We start from the raw sequence: 20,865 nt of genomic DNA, 5'->3' as shown, positions 1-20,865 counted from the left end.
GAATTGTTCGTTCAGTTAGAGATGTGATATTTACGAATACTAGTGCTTCGAGTATGATACTTGTTTCGAGGATAAGACCCGCTTATAAGCAAATAGCAGATAAGTATCCACATTTCAGAAAAAGGTATATAATCGTTTTAAACTATGGAACCTAGTCTTTTGATTTTTCTTGTGTTTCATTTAACAGTGACTAGATAGAATATGTTATTATTGCATTTGTAGTAATAAACATTAGGAGGAAAATACTATGGCATTCCCACAATTGAATCTAGCAAATGAGAAGGGTCCAAAAGCAGTTATTAAAACAAATCGAGGAGAAATCACGGTACAATTATTTCCTGAATTAGCACCAAAAACTGTCAAAAACTTTATCGAATTAGCTAAAAAAGGATACTATGACGGTGTAATCTTCCACCGTGTTATTCCAGACTTTATGATCCAAGGTGGCGATCCAACTGGAACAGGCATGGGTGGCGAAAGTATCTATGGTGAAAGTTTCGAGGATGAATTCAGCCGCGAGCTATTCAATCTACGTGGCGCTTTATCTATGGCAAACTCAGGACCAAATACGAACGGTAGTCAATTCTTTATCGTAAATAATGAAAATGTACCTGCAAATATGCTTGGTCAATTAGAAGGCGCAGGTTTCCCTGCTGAAATCATCGAAGCGTATAAAAAAGGTGGTACACCATGGCTTGATTTCCGTCATACTGTTTTTGGACATGTCGTTGACGGCATGAATACAGTGGATGAAATCGCAAATGCGCAACGTGGCCCACAAGATCGACCTGTTCATGATGTTGTAATTGAAACAATTGAGATTTCAGAATAAGAATAAAAAGTCAAAGCAGCATAATGCTGCTTCGACTTTTTTATTAGGCAAATGTTTTTTTGATTCGTTCCAATCCATCCAACAATACTTCTTTAGGGCATGCAAGATTTAAACGCATATGCGAGTGGCCAGCAGGTCCAAAAGTAATTCCAGGATTCAATACTACTTTTCCTTTTGTTACCAGTAACTGTTCTAGAGCTTGGTCGTCCTCTTCATAAGCAGTAAAATCCAACCACATCAAATATGTCCCTTCAGGTATCATCACGCGTACTCCAGGCAAGTTTTCTTTGAAATAATCTTGGGCTAATTCTGCATTGTTTTTTAAATAAGGGAGAAGTTTGCTTAGCCAGTCTGAACCAGTATCGTAAGCTGCCTTGGTACCGATCAAGCCGAATGTATTCACCTCATGCTGTTGGTTCATCACAAGTTTCTTTTCAAACGCCGCTTTTAACGTTGGATTTTTTATAAATACCATTGAATTTTTGATCGCTGCTAAGTTAAATGTTTTTGTAGCAGAAGTGAAAACGACCAAAGAATCATTTAAAGATTCATCAATAGTAAGCAATGAAGTGAATGTATGAGGAGCAAAAACCAAATCTTGATGGATTTCATCGCTAAAAAGCAGAACATCATGTTTTAAGCAAAGAGCGGCTACTTTAGTCAGTTCTTTTCTTGTCCATACGCGACCGCCGGGGTTATGCGGATTGCAAAGGATCATTACTTTCACGTTTTCGGTAATCATTTTTTCTTCCATATCTTCAAAATCCATCATAAATTTATGGTCTTTTGCTATCAATTTACTACGTACGAGTTGTCGTTGGTTATTTTCCACAATAGATGCAAATGGAGGATAGACGGGATCATGGATCAAGATACGATCGCCTTCTTCAGTAAATGTCTGGATAGAAACCGCTAAACTAGCTAATACCCCACTAGTGAAGGTAATATTTTCTTTGGCTAAAGAGACATCGTGCTGTTCTTTCTCCCAATCAATCACAGCTTGATACAATTCGTCGCTGATGATTGAATACCCGAAAAGACCATGTGAAACGTACTTTTCAAACGCCTGTTTTACACTGGTAGGAGACAAAAAGTCCATGTCTGCAACCCATAATGGTAACAGATCGTTCGCATGATAAGTTTGCGCTATCGAATCCCATTTGACGCTTTCCGTATTTCTTCTTGCAATTTTTTTATCAAATTCATTCATTTGATGGCCCCCATTTTTGATTCTTCTCAGAACTTCTTTTTTTCTAACATTTACAGTATAATGATAAATGCGAAGAGAGGGAAGTACATGACATATAAAATTGGACAAATAATCAAAGGGAAAATAACTGGAATACAGCCTTATGGCGCATTTGTGTCTTTAGACGAAGAAACACAAGGGTTGATCCATGTTTCAGAAGTGCAGTCAGGTTATACAAAAAGTATTCATAGCTTGTTAAAAGTCGGTCAACCAGTAACGGTTCAGATCATTGATATTGATGAATATTCAAAAAAAATCAGTTTGTCATTACGTACATTAGAGAAAAAAAGCCCCGTGATTCCGTATCGAAGAAAGAGATATTTTACAAATAAAAACAAAAAAATTGGGTTTGCGACCATTGCAGAGCAACTTCCTATCTGGGTAAGTGAAGCTTTGACGGAATTAGAACAGAAAGAAAATAAGAAATAAAAAGTGTATTTTTTCTGAAAATGTGCTAAAATTTTTACGTAAGCCATAGAACAAATTGATCGAGGTGGAAATTTTGGCAAGCAAAAGAGTCGCTGGAACAATCATGTTGCATTTGGAGGATGGATCGAAAAAGTTTTTAGTCCATTCAGTTGATGATAAACTGGAGTTTGCGTTAGCAGAACTTTCAGAGGAAAAGACTGGTTTAGCAAACATACTTAGCTTTTTGAAAGAAATTGTTCATATTGATGTTAGTAAGATTGACTTGATGGAGTTGACGAATACACATATTAACCATGAAAATATCCCGTTATTTGTTTTTGAAACAGAGCAAAAGAGCCAAAGTGAGAAATTAGGCGAAGGATATCTTTGGGAAGACTCAGGTCAAATGCGCTCTGTTCTTGGAACTTACGAAGTTGAAGGCGTTCCTTTCTTTTGATGTAATAGTTGAAACTAAAGGAAACTTGAATTTATTTCAAGTTTCTTTTTTTCTACTCATTTTAGGCTGGACTGGTATGAATGTTAAGTAAATTCTTGTTGTTTTCTGGAAATATATCAGATAGTGCCATTGCTTTTGTGTTAAAGACGAATAATTGCTTTTTGAAGCGACCATCTGGGACAAAATTAGACTAAAAATCACTATTGACGCTTGCTGTCTTACATGGTAAATTTAACAACGTTGATTTGAGAAAAATGACTTTGAATATTTTCTAAAAGAAACTTTAAAAAAAGTTCTTGACGTGTGGGTGACCACATGATAAGATAACTAGGTCGTTTAAAAAGAATTTATTGAAAAGCTTGATTTAATCAAGAAAAACTTCAAAAAAGTCCTTGATAAATAACAAAAGATGAATTGTGATATACGAGTTGCTGAAAGATTTCTAAAAAACGAAATCGAAAATAACTTTTAAAAAAACAGTTGACATTCACTTGTCACTCTGATATGATATAAAAGTTGCTACGGTAATTCAAGTAGACCTTTGAAAACTGAACAAAGTAAGACAAACCAAATGTGTAGGGCGTCTTGATTGATTCAAGACAACAAACATTTTTAACAAGCAAGCAATATGCTAGCAAACAAATTGAGCTTAACAATCGCAAGATTGTTCTAACTTTTATTATGAGAGTTTGATCCTGGCTCAGGACGAACGCTGGCGGCGTGCCTAATACATGCAAGTCGTACGCTTCTTTTTCCACCGGAGCTTGCTCCACCGGAAAAAGAAGAGTGGCGAACGGGTGAGTAACACGTGGGTAACCTGCCCATCAGAAGGGGATAACACTTGGAAACAGGTGCTAATACCGTATAACAATCGAAACCGCATGGTTTTGATTTGAAAGGCGCTTTCGGGTGTCGCTGATGGATGGACCCGCGGTGCATTAGCTAGTTGGTGAGGTAACGGCTCACCAAGGCCACGATGCATAGCCGACCTGAGAGGGTGATCGGCCACATTGGGACTGAGACACGGCCCAAACTCCTACGGGAGGCAGCAGTAGGGAATCTTCGGCAATGGACGAAAGTCTGACCGAGCAACGCCGCGTGAGTGAAGAAGGTTTTCGGATCGTAAAACTCTGTTGTTAGAGAAGAACAAGGATGAGAGTAACTGTTCATCCCTTGACGGTATCTAACCAGAAAGCCACGGCTAACTACGTGCCAGCAGCCGCGGTAATACGTAGGTGGCAAGCGTTGTCCGGATTTATTGGGCGTAAAGCGAGCGCAGGCGGTTTCTTAAGTCTGATGTGAAAGCCCCCGGCTCAACCGGGGAGGGTCATTGGAAACTGGGAGACTTGAGTGCAGAAGAGGAGAGTGGAATTCCATGTGTAGCGGTGAAATGCGTAGATATATGGAGGAACACCAGTGGCGAAGGCGGCTCTCTGGTCTGTAACTGACGCTGAGGCTCGAAAGCGTGGGGAGCAAACAGGATTAGATACCCTGGTAGTCCACGCCGTAAACGATGAGTGCTAAGTGTTGGAGGGTTTCCGCCCTTCAGTGCTGCAGCTAACGCATTAAGCACTCCGCCTGGGGAGTACGACCGCAAGGTTGAAACTCAAAGGAATTGACGGGGGCCCGCACAAGCGGTGGAGCATGTGGTTTAATTCGAAGCAACGCGAAGAACCTTACCAGGTCTTGACATCCTTTGACCACTCTAGAGATAGAGCTTCCCCTTCGGGGGCAAAGTGACAGGTGGTGCATGGTTGTCGTCAGCTCGTGTCGTGAGATGTTGGGTTAAGTCCCGCAACGAGCGCAACCCTTATTGTTAGTTGCCATCATTCAGTTGGGCACTCTAGCAAGACTGCCGGTGACAAACCGGAGGAAGGTGGGGATGACGTCAAATCATCATGCCCCTTATGACCTGGGCTACACACGTGCTACAATGGGAAGTACAACGAGTCGCGAAGTCGCGAGGCTAAGCTAATCTCTTAAAGCTTCTCTCAGTTCGGATTGTAGGCTGCAACTCGCCTACATGAAGCCGGAATCGCTAGTAATCGCGGATCAGCACGCCGCGGTGAATACGTTCCCGGGCCTTGTACACACCGCCCGTCACACCACGAGAGTTTGTAACACCCGAAGTCGGTGAGGTAACCTTTTGGAGCCAGCCGCCTAAGGTGGGATAGATGATTGGGGTGAAGTCGTAACAAGGTAGCCGTATCGGAAGGTGCGGCTGGATCACCTCCTTTCTAAGGAATATTACGGAGACTACACTGGTTGTTTTATACTTTGTTCAGTTTTGAGAGGTCTACTCAAAATTTAGATCGGGGCCTTAGCTCAGCTGGGAGAGCGCCTGCTTTGCACGCAGGAGGTCAGCGGTTCGATCCCGCTAGGCTCCATTAACAACTTATGTTGTTAAATTATTTTGTTCATTGAAAACTGGATATTTGAAGTAAATTAAGTAATACAAACCGAGAACACCGCGTTGAATTTGAAGGCTAAACACTTGTTTAGCTGGATAGAGTTTTTTAATAAGTTCAATTGCTTATTTTCTTGATCGGACTTCTATCGCTAGAAGAAAGATCAAAACCCAACCGCAAGGTTGATAAGGTTAAGTGAATAAGGGCGCACGGTGGATGCCTTGGCACTAGGAGCCGATGAAGGACGGGACTAACACCGATATGCTTTGGGGAGCTGTACGTAAGCTATGATCCAGAGATTTCCGAATGGGGAAACCCAACATCTTTTATAGGATGTTACGTTTGCGTGAATACATAGCGCATTCGAGGTAGACGCAGAGAACTGAAACATCTAAGTACCTGCAGGAAGAGAAAGAAAATTCGATTCCCTGAGTAGCGGCGAGCGAAACGGGAAAAGCCCAAACCAATGAGCTTGCTCATTGGGGTTGTAGGACTCCGATATGGTAGTTCTTTCAGATAATCGAATGACTTGGAAAAGTCAGTCAAAGAGGGTAAAAACCCCGTAGATGAAATTTGGAAGGTACCTAGGAGGATCCTGAGTACGGCGGAACACGAGGAATTCCGTCGGAATCCGGGAGGACCATCTCCCAAGGCTAAATACTCCCTAGTGACCGATAGTGAACCAGTACCGTGAGGGAAAGGTGAAAAGCACCCCGGAAGGGGAGTGAAATAGAACCTGAAACCGTGTGCCTACAACAAGTCAAAGCCCGTTAATGGGTGATGGCGTGCCTTTTGTAGAATGAACCGGCGAGTTACGATTGCATGCGAGGTTAAGTCGAAGAGACGGAGCCGCAGCGAAAGCGAGTCTGAATAGGGCGTTTGAGTATGTAGTCGTAGACCCGAAACCATGTGATCTACCCATGTCCAGGTTGAAGGTGCGGTAAAACGCACTGGAGGACCGAACCCACGTACGTTGAAAAGTGCGGGGATGAGGTGTGGGTAGCGGAGAAATTCCAAACGAACTTGGAGATAGCTGGTTCTCTCCGAAATAGCTTTAGGGCTAGCCTCGGATTTGAGAATGATGGAGGTAGAGCACTGTTTGGACTAGGGGCCCATCTCGGGTTACCGAATTCAGATAAACTCCGAATGCCATTCATTCATATCCGGGAGTCAGACTGTGAGTGATAAGATCCATAGTCGAAAGGGAAACAGCCCAGACCACCAGCTAAGGTCCCAAAATATATGTTAAGTGGAAAAGGATGTGGGGTTGCACAGACAACTAGGATGTTGGCTTAGAAGCAGCCACCATTTAAAGAGTGCGTAATAGCTCACTAGTCGAGTGACCCTGCGCCGAAAATGTACCGGGGCTAAACATATTACCGAAGCTGTGGAGTACACCATGAGGTGTATTGGTAGGAGAGCGTTCTAAGGGCGTTGAAGGCAGATCGTGAGGACTGCTGGAGCGCTTAGAAGTGAGAATGCCGGTATGAGTAGCGAAAGACAGGTGAGAATCCTGTCCACCGAATGACTAAGGTTTCCTGGGGAAGGCTCGTCCGCCCAGGGTTAGTCGGGACCTAAGCCGAGGCCGACAGGCGTAGGCGATGGACAACAGGTTGATATTCCTGTACTCGTTGTTTTTGTTTGAGCAATGGAGGGACGCAGGAGGCTAAGGAATGCAGACGATCGGAAATGTCTGTCCAAGCAGTAAGTCTTGATAGGAGTCAAATGCTTCTGTCTACACGGATAAGCTGTGATGGGGAGGGAAATAATAGTACCGAAGTTCCTGATGTCACACTGCCAAGAAAAGCTTCTAGTGAGAAAACAATGACCCGTACCGCAAACCGACACAGGTAGTCGAGGAGAGAATCCTAAGGTGAGCGAGAGAACTCTCGTTAAGGAACTCGGCAAAATGACCCCGTAACTTCGGGAGAAGGGGTGCTGATCTTCGATCAGCCGCAGTGAATAGGCCCAAGCGACTGTTTATCAAAAACACAGGTCTCTGCAAAATCGTAAGATGAAGTATAGGGGCTGACGCCTGCCCGGTGCTGGAAGGTTAAGAGGAGTGCTTAGCGTAAGCGAAGGTACGAATTGAAGCCCCAGTAAACGGCGGCCGTAACTATAACGGTCCTAAGGTAGCGAAATTCCTTGTCGGGTAAGTTCCGACCCGCACGAAAGGCGTAACGATTTGGGCACTGTCTCAACGAGAGACTCGGTGAAATTTTAGTACCTGTGAAGATGCAGGTTACCCGCGACAGGACGGAAAGACCCCATGGAGCTTTACTGTAGTTTGATATTGAGTGTCTGTACCGCATGTACAGGATAGGTAGGAGCCGTAGAAATCGGAACGCTAGTTTCGATGGAGGCGCTGGTGGGATACTACCCCTGCGTTATGGCCACTCTAACCCGCACCACTGATCGTGGTGGGAGACAGTGTCAGATGGGCAGTTTGACTGGGGCGGTCGCCTCCTAAAAGGTAACGGAGGCGCCCAAAGGTTCCCTCAGAATGGTTGGAAATCATTCGAAGAGTGTAAAGGCAGAAGGGAGCTTGACTGCGAGACCAACAAGTCGAGCAGGGACGAAAGTCGGGCTTAGTGATCCGGTGGTTCCGCATGGAAGGGCCATCGCTCAACGGATAAAAGCTACCCTGGGGATAACAGGCTTATCTCCCCCAAGAGTCCACATCGACGGGGAGGTTTGGCACCTCGATGTCGGCTCGTCGCATCCTGGGGCTGTAGTCGGTCCCAAGGGTTGGGCTGTTCGCCCATTAAAGCGGCACGCGAGCTGGGTTCAGAACGTCGTGAGACAGTTCGGTCCCTATCCGTCGCGGGCGTTGGAAATTTGAGAGGAGCTGTCCTTAGTACGAGAGGACCGGGATGGACTTACCGCTGGTGTACCAGTTGTTCTGCCAAGGGCATTGCTGGGTAGCTATGTAGGGAAGGGATAAACGCTGAAAGCATCTAAGTGTGAAGCCCACCTCAAGATGAGATTTCCCATTTCTTTAAGAAAGTAAGATCCCTGAGAGATGATCAGGTAGATAGGTCAGGAGTGGAAGGCCAGTGATGGTTGGAGCGGACTGATACTAATCGATCGAGGACTTAACCAAATGGTTAAAAGAAAAGAACTCGGACATTGCTTAAACTTCAAATCCAGTTTTGAGTGAGCAAAATGCAAACTCAATAAAAGATAACACCACAGTGTGGTGGCGATAGCGAGAAGGATACACCTGTAACCATGCCGAACACAGAAGTTAAGCTTCTTAGCGCCGATTGTAGTGAGGGGTTGCCCCTTGTGAGAGTAGGACGTCGCCACGCTGGTAATATTCCGGCATAGCTCAGTTGGTAGTAGCGCATGACTGTTAATCATGATGTCGTAGGTTCGAGTCCTACTGCCGGAGTAGTTAAAGCACAATAGAGTAATCTATTGTGTTTTTTTTGTGCATTATACGAAAAAATAATTTTTCATTATAAGAACGTAAATAAATGAATAAAAGCAGAATTTTCGCTAAAAAAAAAATAAATGTGCTAGCATCAGTTTGTAATATATTGGAGGAGGTAATTGATAGATGTATCTAAAAATTTCTGAAAAAGCACAAGAAAGACTACAGAAGTATACTGATGAGGGTGCTACGATAATCCTTGATTTGGATGATGGGGTAGGAAAATATTCAAAGATGGGGATTTGTTCATTGGATACTAGTTTCCGTTTACTCCTTTTAGATAAGAAACAAGAAAAAAATGATTATCAGCTCACTGTAGATAGTGACATAGGTGAAGTTTATGTCAAAGACTATTCAAAAATGTATATGGATGAAGCAATGACGCTATCGCTTGATCCGCGGTTAGGTGTATTTAAACTTGAAAGCCCAAGTGGAACATTAGATAGCCATGTACAATTAGTTGATCTGCGACCATAATGTATCTCTAAAGTTAGAACGTTGGATTAAAGTTTTGACAATGTTCTAGCTTTTTTAGACAAAATAAGCGCAAAACCAATCTCATCATCCAAAACAGAATAAATTAGGAAATGATATCTTGAGGTTGATGGTGGAGAATATAGGCAAGAGTGAGAATTCTTTATTCATGTAGCTAGTCACTAAATATATAAGCGAATGGTATGAAAAGAAAGAGGAATAAAATAAAAAAGTACTTATGATATCATTGTGGCAAAAAACAAAAAAACAGCGCAGGCACATTGATAAAACAACATGTTACGCTGTATGATGAAGCCACTTGCCGGGCTTGAACCGGCGACCTCTTCCTTACCATGGAAGCGCTCTACCAGCTGAGCTAAAGCGGCAAAAATCTTACAGATATTAGGATAACTAATATAGGCAGATTTGTCAACATTAAATTAGAAGAAGTAACTCTTTTATATTTTAAAATAATGGGAAAAATGTTGTTTTTAAATAACGTATTTTTAAAAATTTTTTCCATAAAAAAATAATAGAAATTTTCAAAAAAAGTATTGCGTTATTTATCGTAACTTGCTATTATATACATGTACTTGATTCCGGCATAGCTCAGTTGGTAGTAGCGCATGACTGTTAATCATGATGTCGTAGGTTCGAGTCCTACTGCCGGAGTAATTCGACCACAGTCGTTGACTGTGGCTTTTTTTATAGAGAAAAATAGTATTTCCATAGGTAAAAACGGTTCATTGGAGGAATTCCCTGAGCCTATTTTTTTGCTAAAAATGGTGAGCGAAAAGGCGTTTGTTTAAGGTGATCTAAAAAGAGTACTCTTTTACCGAGAGCTTTTACTGTTAGAAAATTCAGAAAAAGATTAGATTATAGGTATCAAAAATGAAAGGTCGAATGCTTTATGACAAGTTTAAAACCACGTGATGCTACACAAGATGAATCATTATCTTCGGATCATTCAGTGTCTCTGTTGATCGATTATCCGCCAACCTAAGTTGATTCCATCAATTCTATGGATCGCCATCAATTAATTGAAAATATAACTGCTGTGACGAATCTGCTGAAGGAGTATCAAGTGTCGATCATTCTTTTGACAGTCAATGTGGCAACTGGTCGTAATCAGGAGATGATCCTCAAATTAAAGAGTATGTTAGCTGATTTACCCAGCTATGATCGTACGTCAATCAATGCTTGGGAGGATGCGGAGTTTTAAGGCCGCTGTTGAAGCGACTGGCCGAAAAAATTGATTATTGTAGTATTATGGACGGAAGCCTGTTTAACATTTACAACTCTGGATGCTCTACGAACTGGTTATGAAATCCAGTAGTAGATGCGGTTGATGGCACAAACGTGATTGGTTATGAAATGGCTTTGTGATGTGTGGAACAGGTAGGTGCACAATTGCCGATTTTTGCCCAACTGGCTTGTCAGATGTAGCGGGATTGGAATTGAGGAGAGACAGTACTAGTTTATGTTAAAGCAATGCAAGACAAAGGAATTTTCTTGAAATTACAGTGGGGTGGGAGAATGCTTGACATGATCGGCTCTATTAAAAATTTATAGAAAGTAGCAGAACGTTATTTTCTGCATATCAAAAATCAGTATGACTTCATTCGGATCTGGGCGATTCAATTTGAAATCGCATATACCGATTTTAGGGTCATCCAAATGGCGCTACAACTAGCTAACGAAAGGTCATTATTGTCCGAATTTACGCAAGCGTATCAAGCAGTTTATCCGTTTGTGTATGCTTTTGCAGAAGGTGGTTTTCCAGTGTTCAACCAACAATTTGGTAAACAAATGTCGGAATATGAACATGCGAAAAATCACTTGAGAGACGTTTTAGAAAGAATCAGGCAACAACAGCCTCCAGTGACTGCTGAAAATGATTTGATTTAGGAGGAGATCCAAGATGGTCCAAGAAATGATTTATGATATGGAAAATCAACTGGCATGCGACGTGTATCAACCCAACGTGACCAAAGGAACGATTATTCTGATTCACGGTGGTGGATGGTTTCGAAGAGATAAGCAAAAAGAATCGTCCTTAGCGGAACAGTTGAGGACAATCGGTTATTTAGTTATCGCTCCTAATTATCGTTTGGCACCCAACTATCTTTATCCAGCTGTCTTGAACGATGTGTTGAAGGTTTATGATTGGTTGCTAGCAAGTGATTTACCAGTGGAAAAGGGAAAAATTGCCACTTTAGGTTCTTCTGCTGGTGGGAACTTAGCAATTGAACTGGCTTTACAAAAGGGAATTGCCTCTGCTTCTTGGTCAGGGATCATTGATTTAGCAGATTGGGTAGCTAAACATCCAGATGTCGTATCTGAAATGAACCAACAACCCAATTTTGATCAACAGGAAAGTCGTCAGATTGATCAAGGAGGTACCAACAACGCTTTTTACAAGTAGTTTATTTTAAATTATGTCGGCCAGGATCAAGTTTTATTACAGCAAGCAGATCCATTACAAAGGGTTTCAGCTCAGAGTGGAACGATTTTTTTAGCCAATTCTTTAGAAGAATTAGTACCCCCAAGTAGTGTGTACAAATTGCAGCAAAATTTAGCCGAATATAAAGTTCCTAGCGAAAGCAAATTTATCGCTGGTAGCCAGCATGGAGAAGGCTACGCCAATGAAGTTTTTGCGAACACGCTGAATTTTTTACAGGAATATTTAGGCTGAAATCGGGCTAGATTAATTAAAAAAATGGTAATTGATTTAGCCAGATAGGTGAATTCAAATCAGAAAAATTCATAAGATGATCCAGTGAGAAAGCTGATGAAGGATGGAAATCTCTTCTCGGCTTTTTCTGAATGAAAACGAAAGTAAAAATTGTTCACAAAAAAACAAGAATGCTTTTATTGTGATAATGAGATACCTGTACTCTTTGTTCATGTTTGTATTCTTTGTTCGATGAATGAAGATTCTTGAGAGAAATGAGTAGGACATTGTATTTCAAAGAACTTAAGAGTAAAATGGTAAGTACATTTTGGATTGGAAGGATGATTGGATGAAAGCTATTACTTCGGATATGACGAAAAAATTTGAACAACAGTTTCAAGCAAGTAACAAGAAACAAGCATTACAAAGAGCTGTGGTAAAAAACGGAATCACTGCTTCTGCAGAGAATGTTTCTGCACATGTGACAAATACACCTGTATTTTCTATTGATCTAGCAACAGGAAAAGTTGCGAATCAAAAGCAATCAGGACGCTGCTGGATGTTTGCAGCATTAAATACATTCCGTCATAAATTATTGAATCAGTTCAATTTAAAAGATTTTGAATTATCTCAAAACTACACATTTTTCTGGGATAAATATGAAAAAGCAAACTATTTCTATGAAAATATCATTGCTACTGGAAAAGAAGCACTGGATAGTCGAAAAGTTGCCTTTTTACTTACTACACCTCAGCAAGATGGCGGACAATGGGATATGATCGTTTCGCTATTCCAAAAATATGGCGTTGTTCCTAAATCGGTGATGCCAGAGAGTGCAAATAGCTCTAATTCTCGTGAATTGAATAATTATCTAAATAAGATATTACGTAAAGATGCAGTTGCTTTGCGCAAAATGATTGCTGATGGAGAAACAAAAGAAACGATTCAAGCTAAAAAAGAAAAAATGCTAGAAGATGTCTATAATTTCTTGGCAACTTCTTTAGGTACACCTCCAAAAAAATTCGATTTTGAGTACCGTGATGAAGACAAAAATTACCACATCGACCAAAATCTTACACCACAAACATTCTATGACAAATATATCGGTGTAAAATTGGAAGACTATGTAAGTATCATCAATGCACCTACCAAAGACAAACCATTTGATCGCTCTTACACAGTTGAAATGTTAGGAAATGTCGTTGACGGAACAGAAGTAAAATACTTGAACGTTGATATGGAAACATTTAAAAAATTGGCGATCAGTCAATTGGAACAAGGAGAGTCAGTTTGGTTTGGTTGTGATGTGGGTCAATCTTCTACAAGAGATAGTGGAATCATGGCATTAGATGTTTATAGCATGGATGACCTATTTGATATTGATTTTACAATGACAAAAGCAGAAAGACTTGATTACGGAGAAAGTTTAATGACTCATGCGATGGTATTGACAGGGGTCGACATTGTTGATGGACAATCAACAAAATGGAAAGTTGAAAATAGCTGGGGTGAAAAAGTCGGAACGAATGGCTTCTTTGTGATGAGTGATGAATGGATGGACGAATACACTTATCAAATCGTCGTTCGTAAAGATTTATTGACAAAAGAACAACTAGCTGCATTTAATGAAGAACCAACTGTCTTGGCTCCATGGGATCCAATGGGCGCACTAGCTTAAATTCCAATAGATTCACCAGGAGAGGGAAAAATGTAGATTCCTTCTCCTTTTTTAGTGGGTTTTCTTCTAGCAGAGCTAAAAAGCAGTGTGTTCTTTGAGTGGATCATTTTTCTAGAACTAGCTGACTACAGGCTGATTTCCTTCTTTTCTAATCGTCTATGGTATAATTCATATAGCATATATAAAAGCAGAAGTCTGTTTTCCTAAGCCTGTGAGGAGGAGTAGAAATGGATGTACGATCGGTCTTGTCAGAAATCAAGTTAGAAGGAAAAATCATCCCGATAACTGGTGGTGATGTCAATCAAACCTATCGGATTGAGGGTCAATGTTCTTATTTTTTAAAAATTCATCCGAATATCGGTAAAGAATTTTTTGAAGTTGAAGCAGCTGGATTAAAAGAATTAGCACCTTATGTACGTGTACCAGAAACTTATATGCTAGGAGAAATACAAGATGGCGCCTACCTGTTGATGGAATGGATCGAACCAGGAGAAGGTAGCCAGAAAGAACTGGCAGCTACTTTAGCCAACCTGCATAAGGTAACTGCACCGCAATTCGGTTATCGAAAGAACAACTATTTAGGTATATTGCCCCAAATAAATACGTTTGAGGAAGATTGGTGGACGTTTTTTTTCAAAAACCGATTAGAGAGTCAGATTGCTTTGGCACAAAAAAATAATCGATGGAATCAAGTACGGCAACAAAAATTTTTAGTCTTCAAACAATATGTACTTGAAAGTTTAGCGAACAAAAAGATTGTGCCTAGCCTATTGCATGGAGACTTGTGGAGTGGTAATGTGTTCTTTGATCAGCAAGGAACACCGGTTTTCATTGATCCTGCAGTATCTTATGGTGATCGTGAGCAAGATATTGCAATGAGTCAGTTATTTGGCGGTTTTCGTCCAGAATTTTTAGAAAGTTATCAATTCAATTATCCTTTGGAAGAGGGCTGGAAAAAACGCTTATCTGTCTATCAGTTGTATTATTTATTAGCTCATCTAAATATGTTTGGAGAAACCTATGGCTCACAAGTAGAACAATTACTCGATAAAAGATAAGAGGAGGGTGTTTTTTTGGCAAAGAGATACACAAAAAAACATGAAGTTTCATATTATGAATGCGATATAAATCAAACAATGATGTTTCCGTCAATGCTTGGAGTAGTAATCAAAACGTCTGAAGATCAAAGTGATGCATTAGGCCGAGGAAGTGACTTCGTCAAGAGTTTTGGATTTACTTGGGTCATCACGAATTATTCGATCATGATCACTAGACTCCCAAAAGTTGGCGAAATCATTTCTGTAACTACTCAGGCAATGGAATACAACAAATTCTTTTGTTATCGTAATTTTTGGATTCATGATGAACAAGGAGAAGAACTGGTTAAGATCGAATCTGTTTTCGTATTGATGGATTTTGTTAACCGTAAAATGAGTAGTGTAAATGAAGAAATCATTGCACCATTTGAAAGTGAAAAAATCAAGAAAATCAAACGTCAAGAGAAAATTGAAAAAGTAGAGGCTGGCTTTATGTTACCTTATCGTGTGCGTTTTTATGATATCGATAGCAATCAGCATGTGAACAATACGATGTACTTCAATTGGATCATTGATGTTTTAGGTTATGATTTTTTAACTACGCATATTCCTGAAAAAGTATTGATCCGTTTTGATAAAGAAGTTGAATATGGTAATGAGATCGAAAGTCATTATGAACAGATTGCTCTAGAAGATGGTGTCCAAACAAGACACGAGATTCGGATGCAAGATCAAGTGTATTGTGAAGCTAATATTACGTGGAGAAACAAAGAGGCATAATATTTATATTTTTAATGGATAAAAACTCTGAAAGGACGTACTTTATTGTGTACAATCCTTCAGAGTTTTTGCTGTAAAGTGGTTAGTTAGTGATAAAATCCGCTAACTTTTGCTCTTTCAAACCATAATTTAGCGCAATCAGTAACTTTAATCGGGCTTTTTGACTATTGATGCTGTTACAGAAAATGACACCCATATCGGCTAATTCTTTACCGCCGCCTTCGTAGTTGTAAACGGGTTCTGCAATCCCGTTGAAACAACGTGAAACAAGGATGACGGGGATTTTTTGTATCAATAATTTTTTCAATGCCGTCAGTGCTTGAGGTGGCAAGTTACCAGCACCTAAAGCTTCGATCACTAAGCCATCTACTTTAGCATGAGCAAGTGCTTCTAAAAGATCCCCCTGCATGCCAGCATAGGCTTTAACGATAGGGATCGTTCCATTGACCGAAGAAATATCGAGTCGTGTAGAGTCTAACAATTCTTGCATGAATAAAATACGGTGTTTGGTCACTAAACCGATGGGTCCTAAAGTCGGTGTTCTAAAAGTAGCCACATTGGTTGTATGAGTTTTTGTGACATAGCGAGCAGAATGGATTTCGTCGTTCATGACCACTAAGACTCCTTTTCCAATTGCTTCATCGCAACTTGCTACGCGTATGGCACTTTCGAAGTTATACAGACCATCACTTCCAAGTTCATTACTAGACCGCATGGCTCCTGTGACCACGATAGGAATCTGGTCTACGATTGTCGTATCCAAGAAAAAGGCTGTTTCCTCCAAAGTATCTGTTCCGTGGGTAATGACAACACCCCTAATATCTGAATCAATGGCTTCCATGATCCGTTTCTTTAAGATCAGCATGTGTTTTGGCATGATATGCGGCGAAGGAAGATTAAAAATATCTTCCATCACGAGATCGACATTTTCTGGTACAGTGATTTCTGCATCCAATAAGGGATTGACAACATCTGGACTCACGCCCCCTGTCAAGATGTTTTCTTTCATAGCAATGGTTCCACCAGTGTGTAAAATAAGTATTTTTTTCATATTTATGGACTTCCTTACGAATAATTTTGCATAGGCTTCAAAGCTTATTGTATACTATATAAAAGAGTTTTGCTATCAAGGTGTTAAGTTAAGAACAATAGGCTTTATTACGTAGTGATACATAAGAACGTTGAATGAAACTTAGAAGAAGGATGGCTTGAAATGATACGTATTGGACTAACTTCGTTCAAAGAACATGATAAATTAACAGGTAAGAAAAATAATACACTTTATGAGTATGCAGGTTTCTTGCCTTTAGTGGAATTAGATACCGCTTATTATGGTATTCCAAGGAAAACTTCGGTTGAGAAGTGGATCGAAGAAGTACCAGAAAGTTTCCGTTTTGTCGTAAAAGTTTATCAAGGAATCAGTGGACAAAGCGATTGGCAGGAATATTACCAAACAGAAGAAGAAATGGTAGAGAAATTTTTAGACAGCATGCAACCGATACATGACAGTGGAAAGTTATTTTGTTTTTTGGTACAGTTTCCGGCGTCGTTCAAATGTACTAAAGAAAGTGTCCAGTATCTGCGTAAACTTCGAAAGTGGTTTAATGGCTACCCCATTGCTATCGAACTACGTGATTATTCTTGGTATAGTCAAGCATTAGTTGAACGTACCAGAAGTTTTATGACACGTGCTGATTTTTCTTTAGCAATCATTGATGAACCGCAATTACTTCAAACTACTGTGCCATTTGATCCTTATGTAACCAACGCTCAGTTCACACTTTTTCGGTTTCACGGAAGAAATAGTCAAGGTTGGCAAGCGAATGACAAAGATTGGCGAAAAAAGCGTACGCTTTATCGTTATTCTGAAGAAGAATTGATCGAACTAGCTTCTGCTATTCGATCAGTTGAGCAACAGACGAAGGACATCGGCATTATTTTTAATAATAATTCAGGTGGCGATGCGGCGGAAAATGCATTGGCTCTACAAAAAATATTGAAGATAAAACCACAAGGATTGAACCCAAAACAAATGGATTTATTTTAGAAAAGGGGCATTAGATGATCAAAGCGATTTTTTTTGATATTGATGGTACCTTGGTCAACAACCAGTCTAAAGCACTAGAGTCAACAAAAAAAGCAATCAATTATGCTCGAAAGAACGGTATATTATGCGGCGTAGCGACTGGTCGTAGTCCGATAAGGATTAAAGAAATCATTGATGAATTAGAGTTAGACATGTATGTTGTTTACAATGGACAATTAGTATTTACAGCAGATCGTACGATAGTGGATCAACCATTCGATCGATCCACATTAAAGAAGATCGTACGATTTGCAGATAAGAATCATCGACAAATTATTTTTGGAGGGCGGTATCAGCTAGCAGGTTCGACGACGATGCTATTAGGACAATCCTTGCTGATCAAGCACATCGTTAGTTTTTTACCTAAGAAATTTCCTGTTCGATTGATGAAGAAAGGGCTGCAACTATTTAGTCCACACCGCCAGAAAAAAAGATATGAAACACTAGAAATCTTGAATGAACCGATCTATCAATGTATTTTATTGAGTCAAGAGTCAGAACAGGCAAAACTAGAAAAGTATTTCCCTGAGTGTTCGTTCCAACGTTCAAATGCTTATACAGTCGATATCATTCCAAAAGGTGGCTCAAAACTTTCTGGTATCAAAATATTTGCAAAAGAAAAAGGAATTGAGATGTCTGAGATCATGGCGTTTGGCGATCATTATAACGATATCGATATGTTGAAAGGTGTAGGGATCGGTGTTGCGATGGGAAATGCACAGGATGAAGTAAAAGCTGCAGCCGATTTCGTGACCAAAACAAACGAGAAAAATGGCATATATGAAGGGCTCAAGCACTTTGGACTAATTTATTGAAAATGAAGATAAAAGGAAGAGAAGAATCATGACGGAAGAAACACCATTTCAAAAAGTAGAGGATTTTCATCGGATCTTTGATCCACGATCACCAGAATCTCCTACAGCTTTTACAAGTAAAGAAGCGAGCTACCGTGCAGGATTTAAAATTGAAGAATTGGTAGAGATGGTGGCAGCTACTGCTGAAAATGATCACCAAAAATTACATCAAGCTGTCAATGAACTACACGATGCATTAGATAAAGCAGAAAGAAAAATGTATACAAAAACGAATTGGGGAAAAGAACCGTTGATCGAACAAGTCGATGCATTAACAGATATCTTATATTTTACGTATGGTTCTTTTTCATTATTAGGAGTAGATCCAACCAATATATTTGATATCGTTCATCAAGCAAATATGGGAAAATTATTTCCTGATGGTCAACCACATTATCATCCAGTGACGAACAAAGTGCTAAAACCTGCAGATTGGGAACAAAATTATGCACCAGAGCCAAAGATAGCAAAAGAGATCCAACGGCAGATCGAGCAAGCGAAAAAGAAAAGTTAGTGGATAGCTGTGAAAACAATTAAAAGATATCCTGCTTTTTGTTCGTAAAAAAACGAATGACTGAATAAAGATTTTCGCTTAAGTTAGTGAATGCTTGAAAATAGTATGTTATAATTTACGGTAGATGTCTTTTGCACGAAAGACGTATTTATTCGTTTTATGCGAAGCGGATGTTCGTCTGAGCATAAAAAATAGATGCATATTGAAAACGGAGGAACCTTAAATGGGAAATAATGTAATCATCGGGATCGTCATTGCAATCATTATAGTCGCCATTGTCGTCTTTTTGGTTAGTTACTTGATGAAGAAAAAAAACCAAGATCGATTGGATGCCTTAGAAAAGCGCAAGGAAGAATTATTTGACTTGCCTGTGATTGAAGAAGTCGATGATGTCAAAAAAATGCATCTGGTTGGGCAAAGCCAAAATACCTTTCGTGAGTGGAGTCAAAAATGGAATGACATATCTACTTCCTCATTTGCTGAGTTAGAAAGTCAAATTTTTGAAGTTGAGAATCTAAATGAAAGTTTCCGATTCTTAAAGGGTAAAAAAGCTGTTGTTGAAGCAGAGAATACGATGAATCAAATGGAAAAAGAAGTATCTGAGATCCGTGAAGGATTAAAAGAACTTCGTGAAACAGAAGAACGTAATTCATTAGCTGTCCAACAAGCGCTTGATATCTACGAAGAATTGAAGGGAACGATCAAAGAAGATGAGCAATCATACGGTCCAGCATTCCCAGAGTTGCAAAAGCAAGTCAAAATGATCGAAAGTGAGTTTACTCAATTCGTCACATTGAATACCTCTGGTGATCCCGTAGAAGCGCGAGAAGTTCTGGATAAAGCAGAAAAACATACGTATGAAGTGGATGCTTTGATGAAAAAAATCCCACCATTATATGAAGATCTGGCTACTACTTTCCCAGAGCAACTTGAAGAAATCGATGATACTTACGAAAAATTAATGCAGGAACAGTATGTTTTTCCAGAAGAAGACCTTGTTGGAGAAATTGATAAAGTACGGAATCGGATCCAAGGTTCATTAGCGAACCTTGAAAAGACCGAAGTGGAAACGGTAGAATTCGAAAACCGCGAAACTGCGAATATGATCGACGCATTATATGATATTTTAGAACGTGAGATGGATGCCAAAATTTATGTGGCAACAAACCAAGCAACGATCGAACAATACATCAAACATGCGACAAAAAATAATCGTCAGCTACTGATCGAGTTAGATCATACTGCGCAAAGTTATGCACTAAATCATAATGAGATCGGCCGAGTAAGAGGATTCCAAACAGAAGTGGAAGAAATTGAACGACAAAATGAGCAAATGAAACCACAGATCCAACAACACACGGTCCCTTATTCTGAAGTACGTACATTCTACAAAAAAGTTTTCAAAATCTTAGAAGATATTGAGAACCAACAAGTAGAAATCGACGACTCTTTATATGAACTAAGAAAAGGTGAAAAAGAAGCGCAAGAAAAAATTGATACATTTGAATTTAAATTGCGTAGTCTGAAACGCTTTGTTGAAAAACAACGTTTACCTGGCTTACCAAATGATTATCTAGAATTTTTCTTTGTGGCGACAGAACGTATTGAAGAACTAAGTGTGGTACTGAATAAAATCAGAGTGAACATGGAAGAGGTCAATCGTTTAGTTGCTTTATGTGAAGAAGACTTAGAATTACTAGATAAAAAGACACATGATTTAGTCGATGCTGCTGCGCTAACTGAACAAATGTTGCAATATGCCAACCGTTACCGCCATACTCATGATGAAGTCAAAGAAGCAATTGATAAGAGCTACTTTATGTTTAATAAAGAATACCATTATCAAGAAGCCCTAGATGAGATCGGTACAGCATTGGAACGTGTTGAACCTGGTGCATTTAAACGAATTGAAGATTTTTATTTCAATCATCCTGATCTAGTCTAATCAGAATCAACGAATAAACAATAAAAGCAACGT

15 protein-coding genes, 4 tRNA genes, 3 rRNA genes and 1 pseudogene are annotated in these 20,865 nt (G+C 39.9%); 20 read left to right on the top strand and 3 right to left on the bottom strand.

The window, feature by feature from the left end:
• The first annotated feature begins 247 nt into the window (after nt 1-247).
• Entirely contained in the window at nt 248-832 is a 585-nt protein-coding gene (locus tag IGI47_RS11855; protein WP_005876718.1) for a peptidylprolyl isomerase, read from the top strand.
• Between the two features lie 43 nt (nt 833-875).
• Here IGI47_RS11855 and IGI47_RS11850 read toward each other — a convergent pair whose 3' ends face one another.
• Nucleotides 876-2,042 carry a MalY/PatB family protein gene (locus IGI47_RS11850; RefSeq protein WP_311930722.1) on the bottom strand — a complete coding sequence of 389 codons (1,167 nt, stop codon included), beginning with the start codon at nt 2,040-2,042 and terminating at the stop codon, nt 876-878.
• Between the two features lie 87 nt (nt 2,043-2,129).
• On the opposite strand from IGI47_RS11850, the gene IGI47_RS11845 reads away from it, so the two are divergent.
• The 8 genes from IGI47_RS11845 to IGI47_RS11810 all read left to right on the top strand — a co-directional run bounded on the left by IGI47_RS11845 (nt 2,130) and on the right by IGI47_RS11810 (nt 9,267).
• A complete protein-coding gene (locus IGI47_RS11845) occupies nt 2,130-2,510 on the top strand; it encodes a CvfD/Ygs/GSP13 family RNA-binding post-transcriptional regulator (RefSeq protein WP_311930721.1) in 381 nt (126 codons plus the stop codon).
• 73 nt (nt 2,511-2,583) lie between these two features.
• Entirely contained in the window at nt 2,584-2,946 is a 363-nt protein-coding gene (locus IGI47_RS11840) for a hypothetical protein (RefSeq protein ID WP_005876724.1), read from the top strand.
• Between the two features lie 677 nt (nt 2,947-3,623).
• Nucleotides 3,624-5,183: ribosomal RNA gene (locus tag IGI47_RS11835) — 16S ribosomal RNA — on the top strand.
• Nucleotides 5,184-5,260: 77 nt separating this feature from the next.
• Nucleotides 5,261-5,333, top strand: a tRNA-Ala gene (locus tag IGI47_RS11830).
• 210 nt (nt 5,334-5,543) lie between these two features.
• Nucleotides 5,544-8,457: ribosomal RNA gene (locus tag IGI47_RS11825) — 23S ribosomal RNA — on the top strand.
• Nucleotides 8,458-8,549: 92 nt separating this feature from the next.
• A 5S ribosomal RNA gene (gene rrf, locus IGI47_RS11820) occupies nt 8,550-8,665 on the top strand.
• Together the 16S, 23S and 5S rRNA genes with 2 tRNA genes alongside form the textbook arrangement of a ribosomal RNA operon.
• Before the next feature lie 9 nt (nt 8,666-8,674).
• A tRNA-Asn gene (locus tag IGI47_RS11815) sits at nt 8,675-8,748 on the top strand.
• Nucleotides 8,749-8,916: 168 nt separating this feature from the next.
• Nucleotides 8,917-9,267, top strand: a complete 351-nt coding sequence (locus IGI47_RS11810) for an iron-sulfur cluster biosynthesis family protein (RefSeq protein WP_311929654.1) — start codon at nt 8,917-8,919, stop codon at nt 9,265-9,267.
• A gap of 310 nt (nt 9,268-9,577) precedes the next feature.
• Here the strand turns inward: IGI47_RS11810 and IGI47_RS11805 are convergent.
• Nucleotides 9,578-9,650 (bottom strand) — tRNA-Thr (locus tag IGI47_RS11805).
• Nucleotides 9,651-9,862: 212 nt separating this feature from the next.
• On the opposite strand from IGI47_RS11805, the gene IGI47_RS11800 reads away from it, so the two are divergent.
• The 7 genes and pseudogenes from IGI47_RS11800 to IGI47_RS11770 all read left to right on the top strand — a co-directional run bounded on the left by IGI47_RS11800 (nt 9,863) and on the right by IGI47_RS11770 (nt 15,433).
• Nucleotides 9,863-9,936: transfer RNA gene (locus IGI47_RS11800), tRNA-Asn, on the top strand.
• 349 nt (nt 9,937-10,285) lie between these two features.
• A pseudogene (locus IGI47_RS11795) lies at nt 10,286-10,836 on the top strand (isochorismatase family protein).
• A gap of 21 nt (nt 10,837-10,857) precedes the next feature.
• A complete protein-coding gene (locus IGI47_RS11790) occupies nt 10,858-11,172 on the top strand; it encodes a hypothetical protein (RefSeq protein WP_311929673.1) in 315 nt (104 codons plus the stop codon).
• 13 nt (nt 11,173-11,185) lie between these two features.
• Nucleotides 11,186-11,689 (top strand): alpha/beta hydrolase, encoded by a 504-nt coding sequence (locus IGI47_RS11785; protein ID WP_311929652.1) that lies wholly within the window; start codon nt 11,186-11,188, stop codon nt 11,687-11,689.
• 598 nt (nt 11,690-12,287) lie between these two features.
• Entirely contained in the window at nt 12,288-13,616 is a 1,329-nt protein-coding gene (locus IGI47_RS11780) for an aminopeptidase C (protein ID WP_438784303.1), read from the top strand.
• Nucleotides 13,617-13,843: 227 nt separating this feature from the next.
• A complete protein-coding gene (locus IGI47_RS11775) occupies nt 13,844-14,674 on the top strand; it encodes a fructosamine kinase family protein (RefSeq protein WP_311929648.1) in 831 nt (276 codons plus the stop codon).
• Between the two features lie 15 nt (nt 14,675-14,689).
• On the top strand, nt 14,690-15,433 hold the full coding sequence (locus IGI47_RS11770; RefSeq protein WP_438784302.1) for an acyl-ACP thioesterase domain-containing protein: 744 nt from the start codon (nt 14,690-14,692) through the stop codon (nt 15,431-15,433).
• 82 nt (nt 15,434-15,515) lie between these two features.
• Here IGI47_RS11770 and IGI47_RS11765 read toward each other — a convergent pair whose 3' ends face one another.
• The gene (locus tag IGI47_RS11765) at nt 15,516-16,484 is read right to left on the bottom strand and encodes an asparaginase (RefSeq protein ID WP_438784301.1); all 969 of its coding nucleotides are present in this window, start codon (nt 16,482-16,484) and stop codon (nt 15,516-15,518) included.
• A 162-nt stretch (nt 16,485-16,646) separates the two neighbouring features.
• On the opposite strand from IGI47_RS11765, the gene IGI47_RS11760 reads away from it, so the two are divergent.
• From IGI47_RS11760 to IGI47_RS11745, 4 genes are all read left to right on the top strand, one after another.
• Nucleotides 16,647-17,480 (top strand): DUF72 domain-containing protein, encoded by an 834-nt coding sequence (locus IGI47_RS11760; RefSeq protein ID WP_438784300.1) that lies wholly within the window; start codon nt 16,647-16,649, stop codon nt 17,478-17,480.
• A gap of 14 nt (nt 17,481-17,494) precedes the next feature.
• Entirely contained in the window at nt 17,495-18,334 is an 840-nt protein-coding gene (locus IGI47_RS11755; RefSeq protein ID WP_311929642.1) for a Cof-type HAD-IIB family hydrolase, read from the top strand.
• 28 nt (nt 18,335-18,362) lie between these two features.
• Entirely contained in the window at nt 18,363-18,887 is a 525-nt protein-coding gene (locus IGI47_RS11750) for an HAD family hydrolase (RefSeq protein ID WP_123862514.1), read from the top strand.
• 223 nt (nt 18,888-19,110) lie between these two features.
• On the top strand, nt 19,111-20,832 hold the full coding sequence (locus tag IGI47_RS11745; protein WP_438784299.1) for a septation ring formation regulator EzrA: 1,722 nt from the start codon (nt 19,111-19,113) through the stop codon (nt 20,830-20,832).
• Nucleotides 20,833-20,865 lie beyond the last annotated feature (33 nt).

This window comes from Enterococcus sp. AZ191 (genome assembly GCF_051713845.1).
Lineage (GTDB): Bacteria > Bacillota > Bacilli > Lactobacillales > Enterococcaceae > Enterococcus_B > Enterococcus_B durans.
Note: the sequence above shows the minus strand (reverse complement) of the source record. Positions and strands in the feature narration are given on the sequence as shown.

Excerpts from the sequence above, each read along its gene's own strand:
- IGI47_RS11855 (WP_005876718.1), top strand. The coding sequence starts at position 248 with ATGGCATTCCCACAATTGAATCTAGCAAATGAGAAGGGTCCAAAAGCA.
- IGI47_RS11850 (WP_311930722.1), bottom strand. The coding sequence starts at position 2,042 with ATGAATGAATTTGATAAAAAAATTGCAAGAAGAAATACGGAAAGCGTC.
- IGI47_RS11845 (WP_311930721.1), top strand. The coding sequence starts at position 2,130 with ATGACATATAAAATTGGACAAATAATCAAAGGGAAAATAACTGGAATA.
- IGI47_RS11810 (WP_311929654.1), top strand. The coding sequence starts at position 8,917 with ATGTATCTAAAAATTTCTGAAAAAGCACAAGAAAGACTACAGAAGTAT.
- IGI47_RS11785 (WP_311929652.1), top strand. The coding sequence starts at position 11,186 with ATGGTCCAAGAAATGATTTATGATATGGAAAATCAACTGGCATGCGAC.
- IGI47_RS11780 (WP_438784303.1), top strand. The coding sequence starts at position 12,288 with ATGAAAGCTATTACTTCGGATATGACGAAAAAATTTGAACAACAGTTT.
- IGI47_RS11775 (WP_311929648.1), top strand. The coding sequence starts at position 13,844 with ATGGATGTACGATCGGTCTTGTCAGAAATCAAGTTAGAAGGAAAAATC.
- IGI47_RS11765 (WP_438784301.1), bottom strand. The coding sequence starts at position 16,484 with ATGAAAAAAATACTTATTTTACACACTGGTGGAACCATTGCTATGAAA.
- IGI47_RS11760 (WP_438784300.1), top strand. The coding sequence starts at position 16,647 with ATGATACGTATTGGACTAACTTCGTTCAAAGAACATGATAAATTAACA.
- IGI47_RS11755 (WP_311929642.1), top strand. The coding sequence starts at position 17,495 with ATGATCAAAGCGATTTTTTTTGATATTGATGGTACCTTGGTCAACAAC.
- IGI47_RS11750 (WP_123862514.1), top strand. The coding sequence starts at position 18,363 with ATGACGGAAGAAACACCATTTCAAAAAGTAGAGGATTTTCATCGGATC.
- IGI47_RS11745 (WP_438784299.1), top strand. The coding sequence starts at position 19,111 with ATGGGAAATAATGTAATCATCGGGATCGTCATTGCAATCATTATAGTC.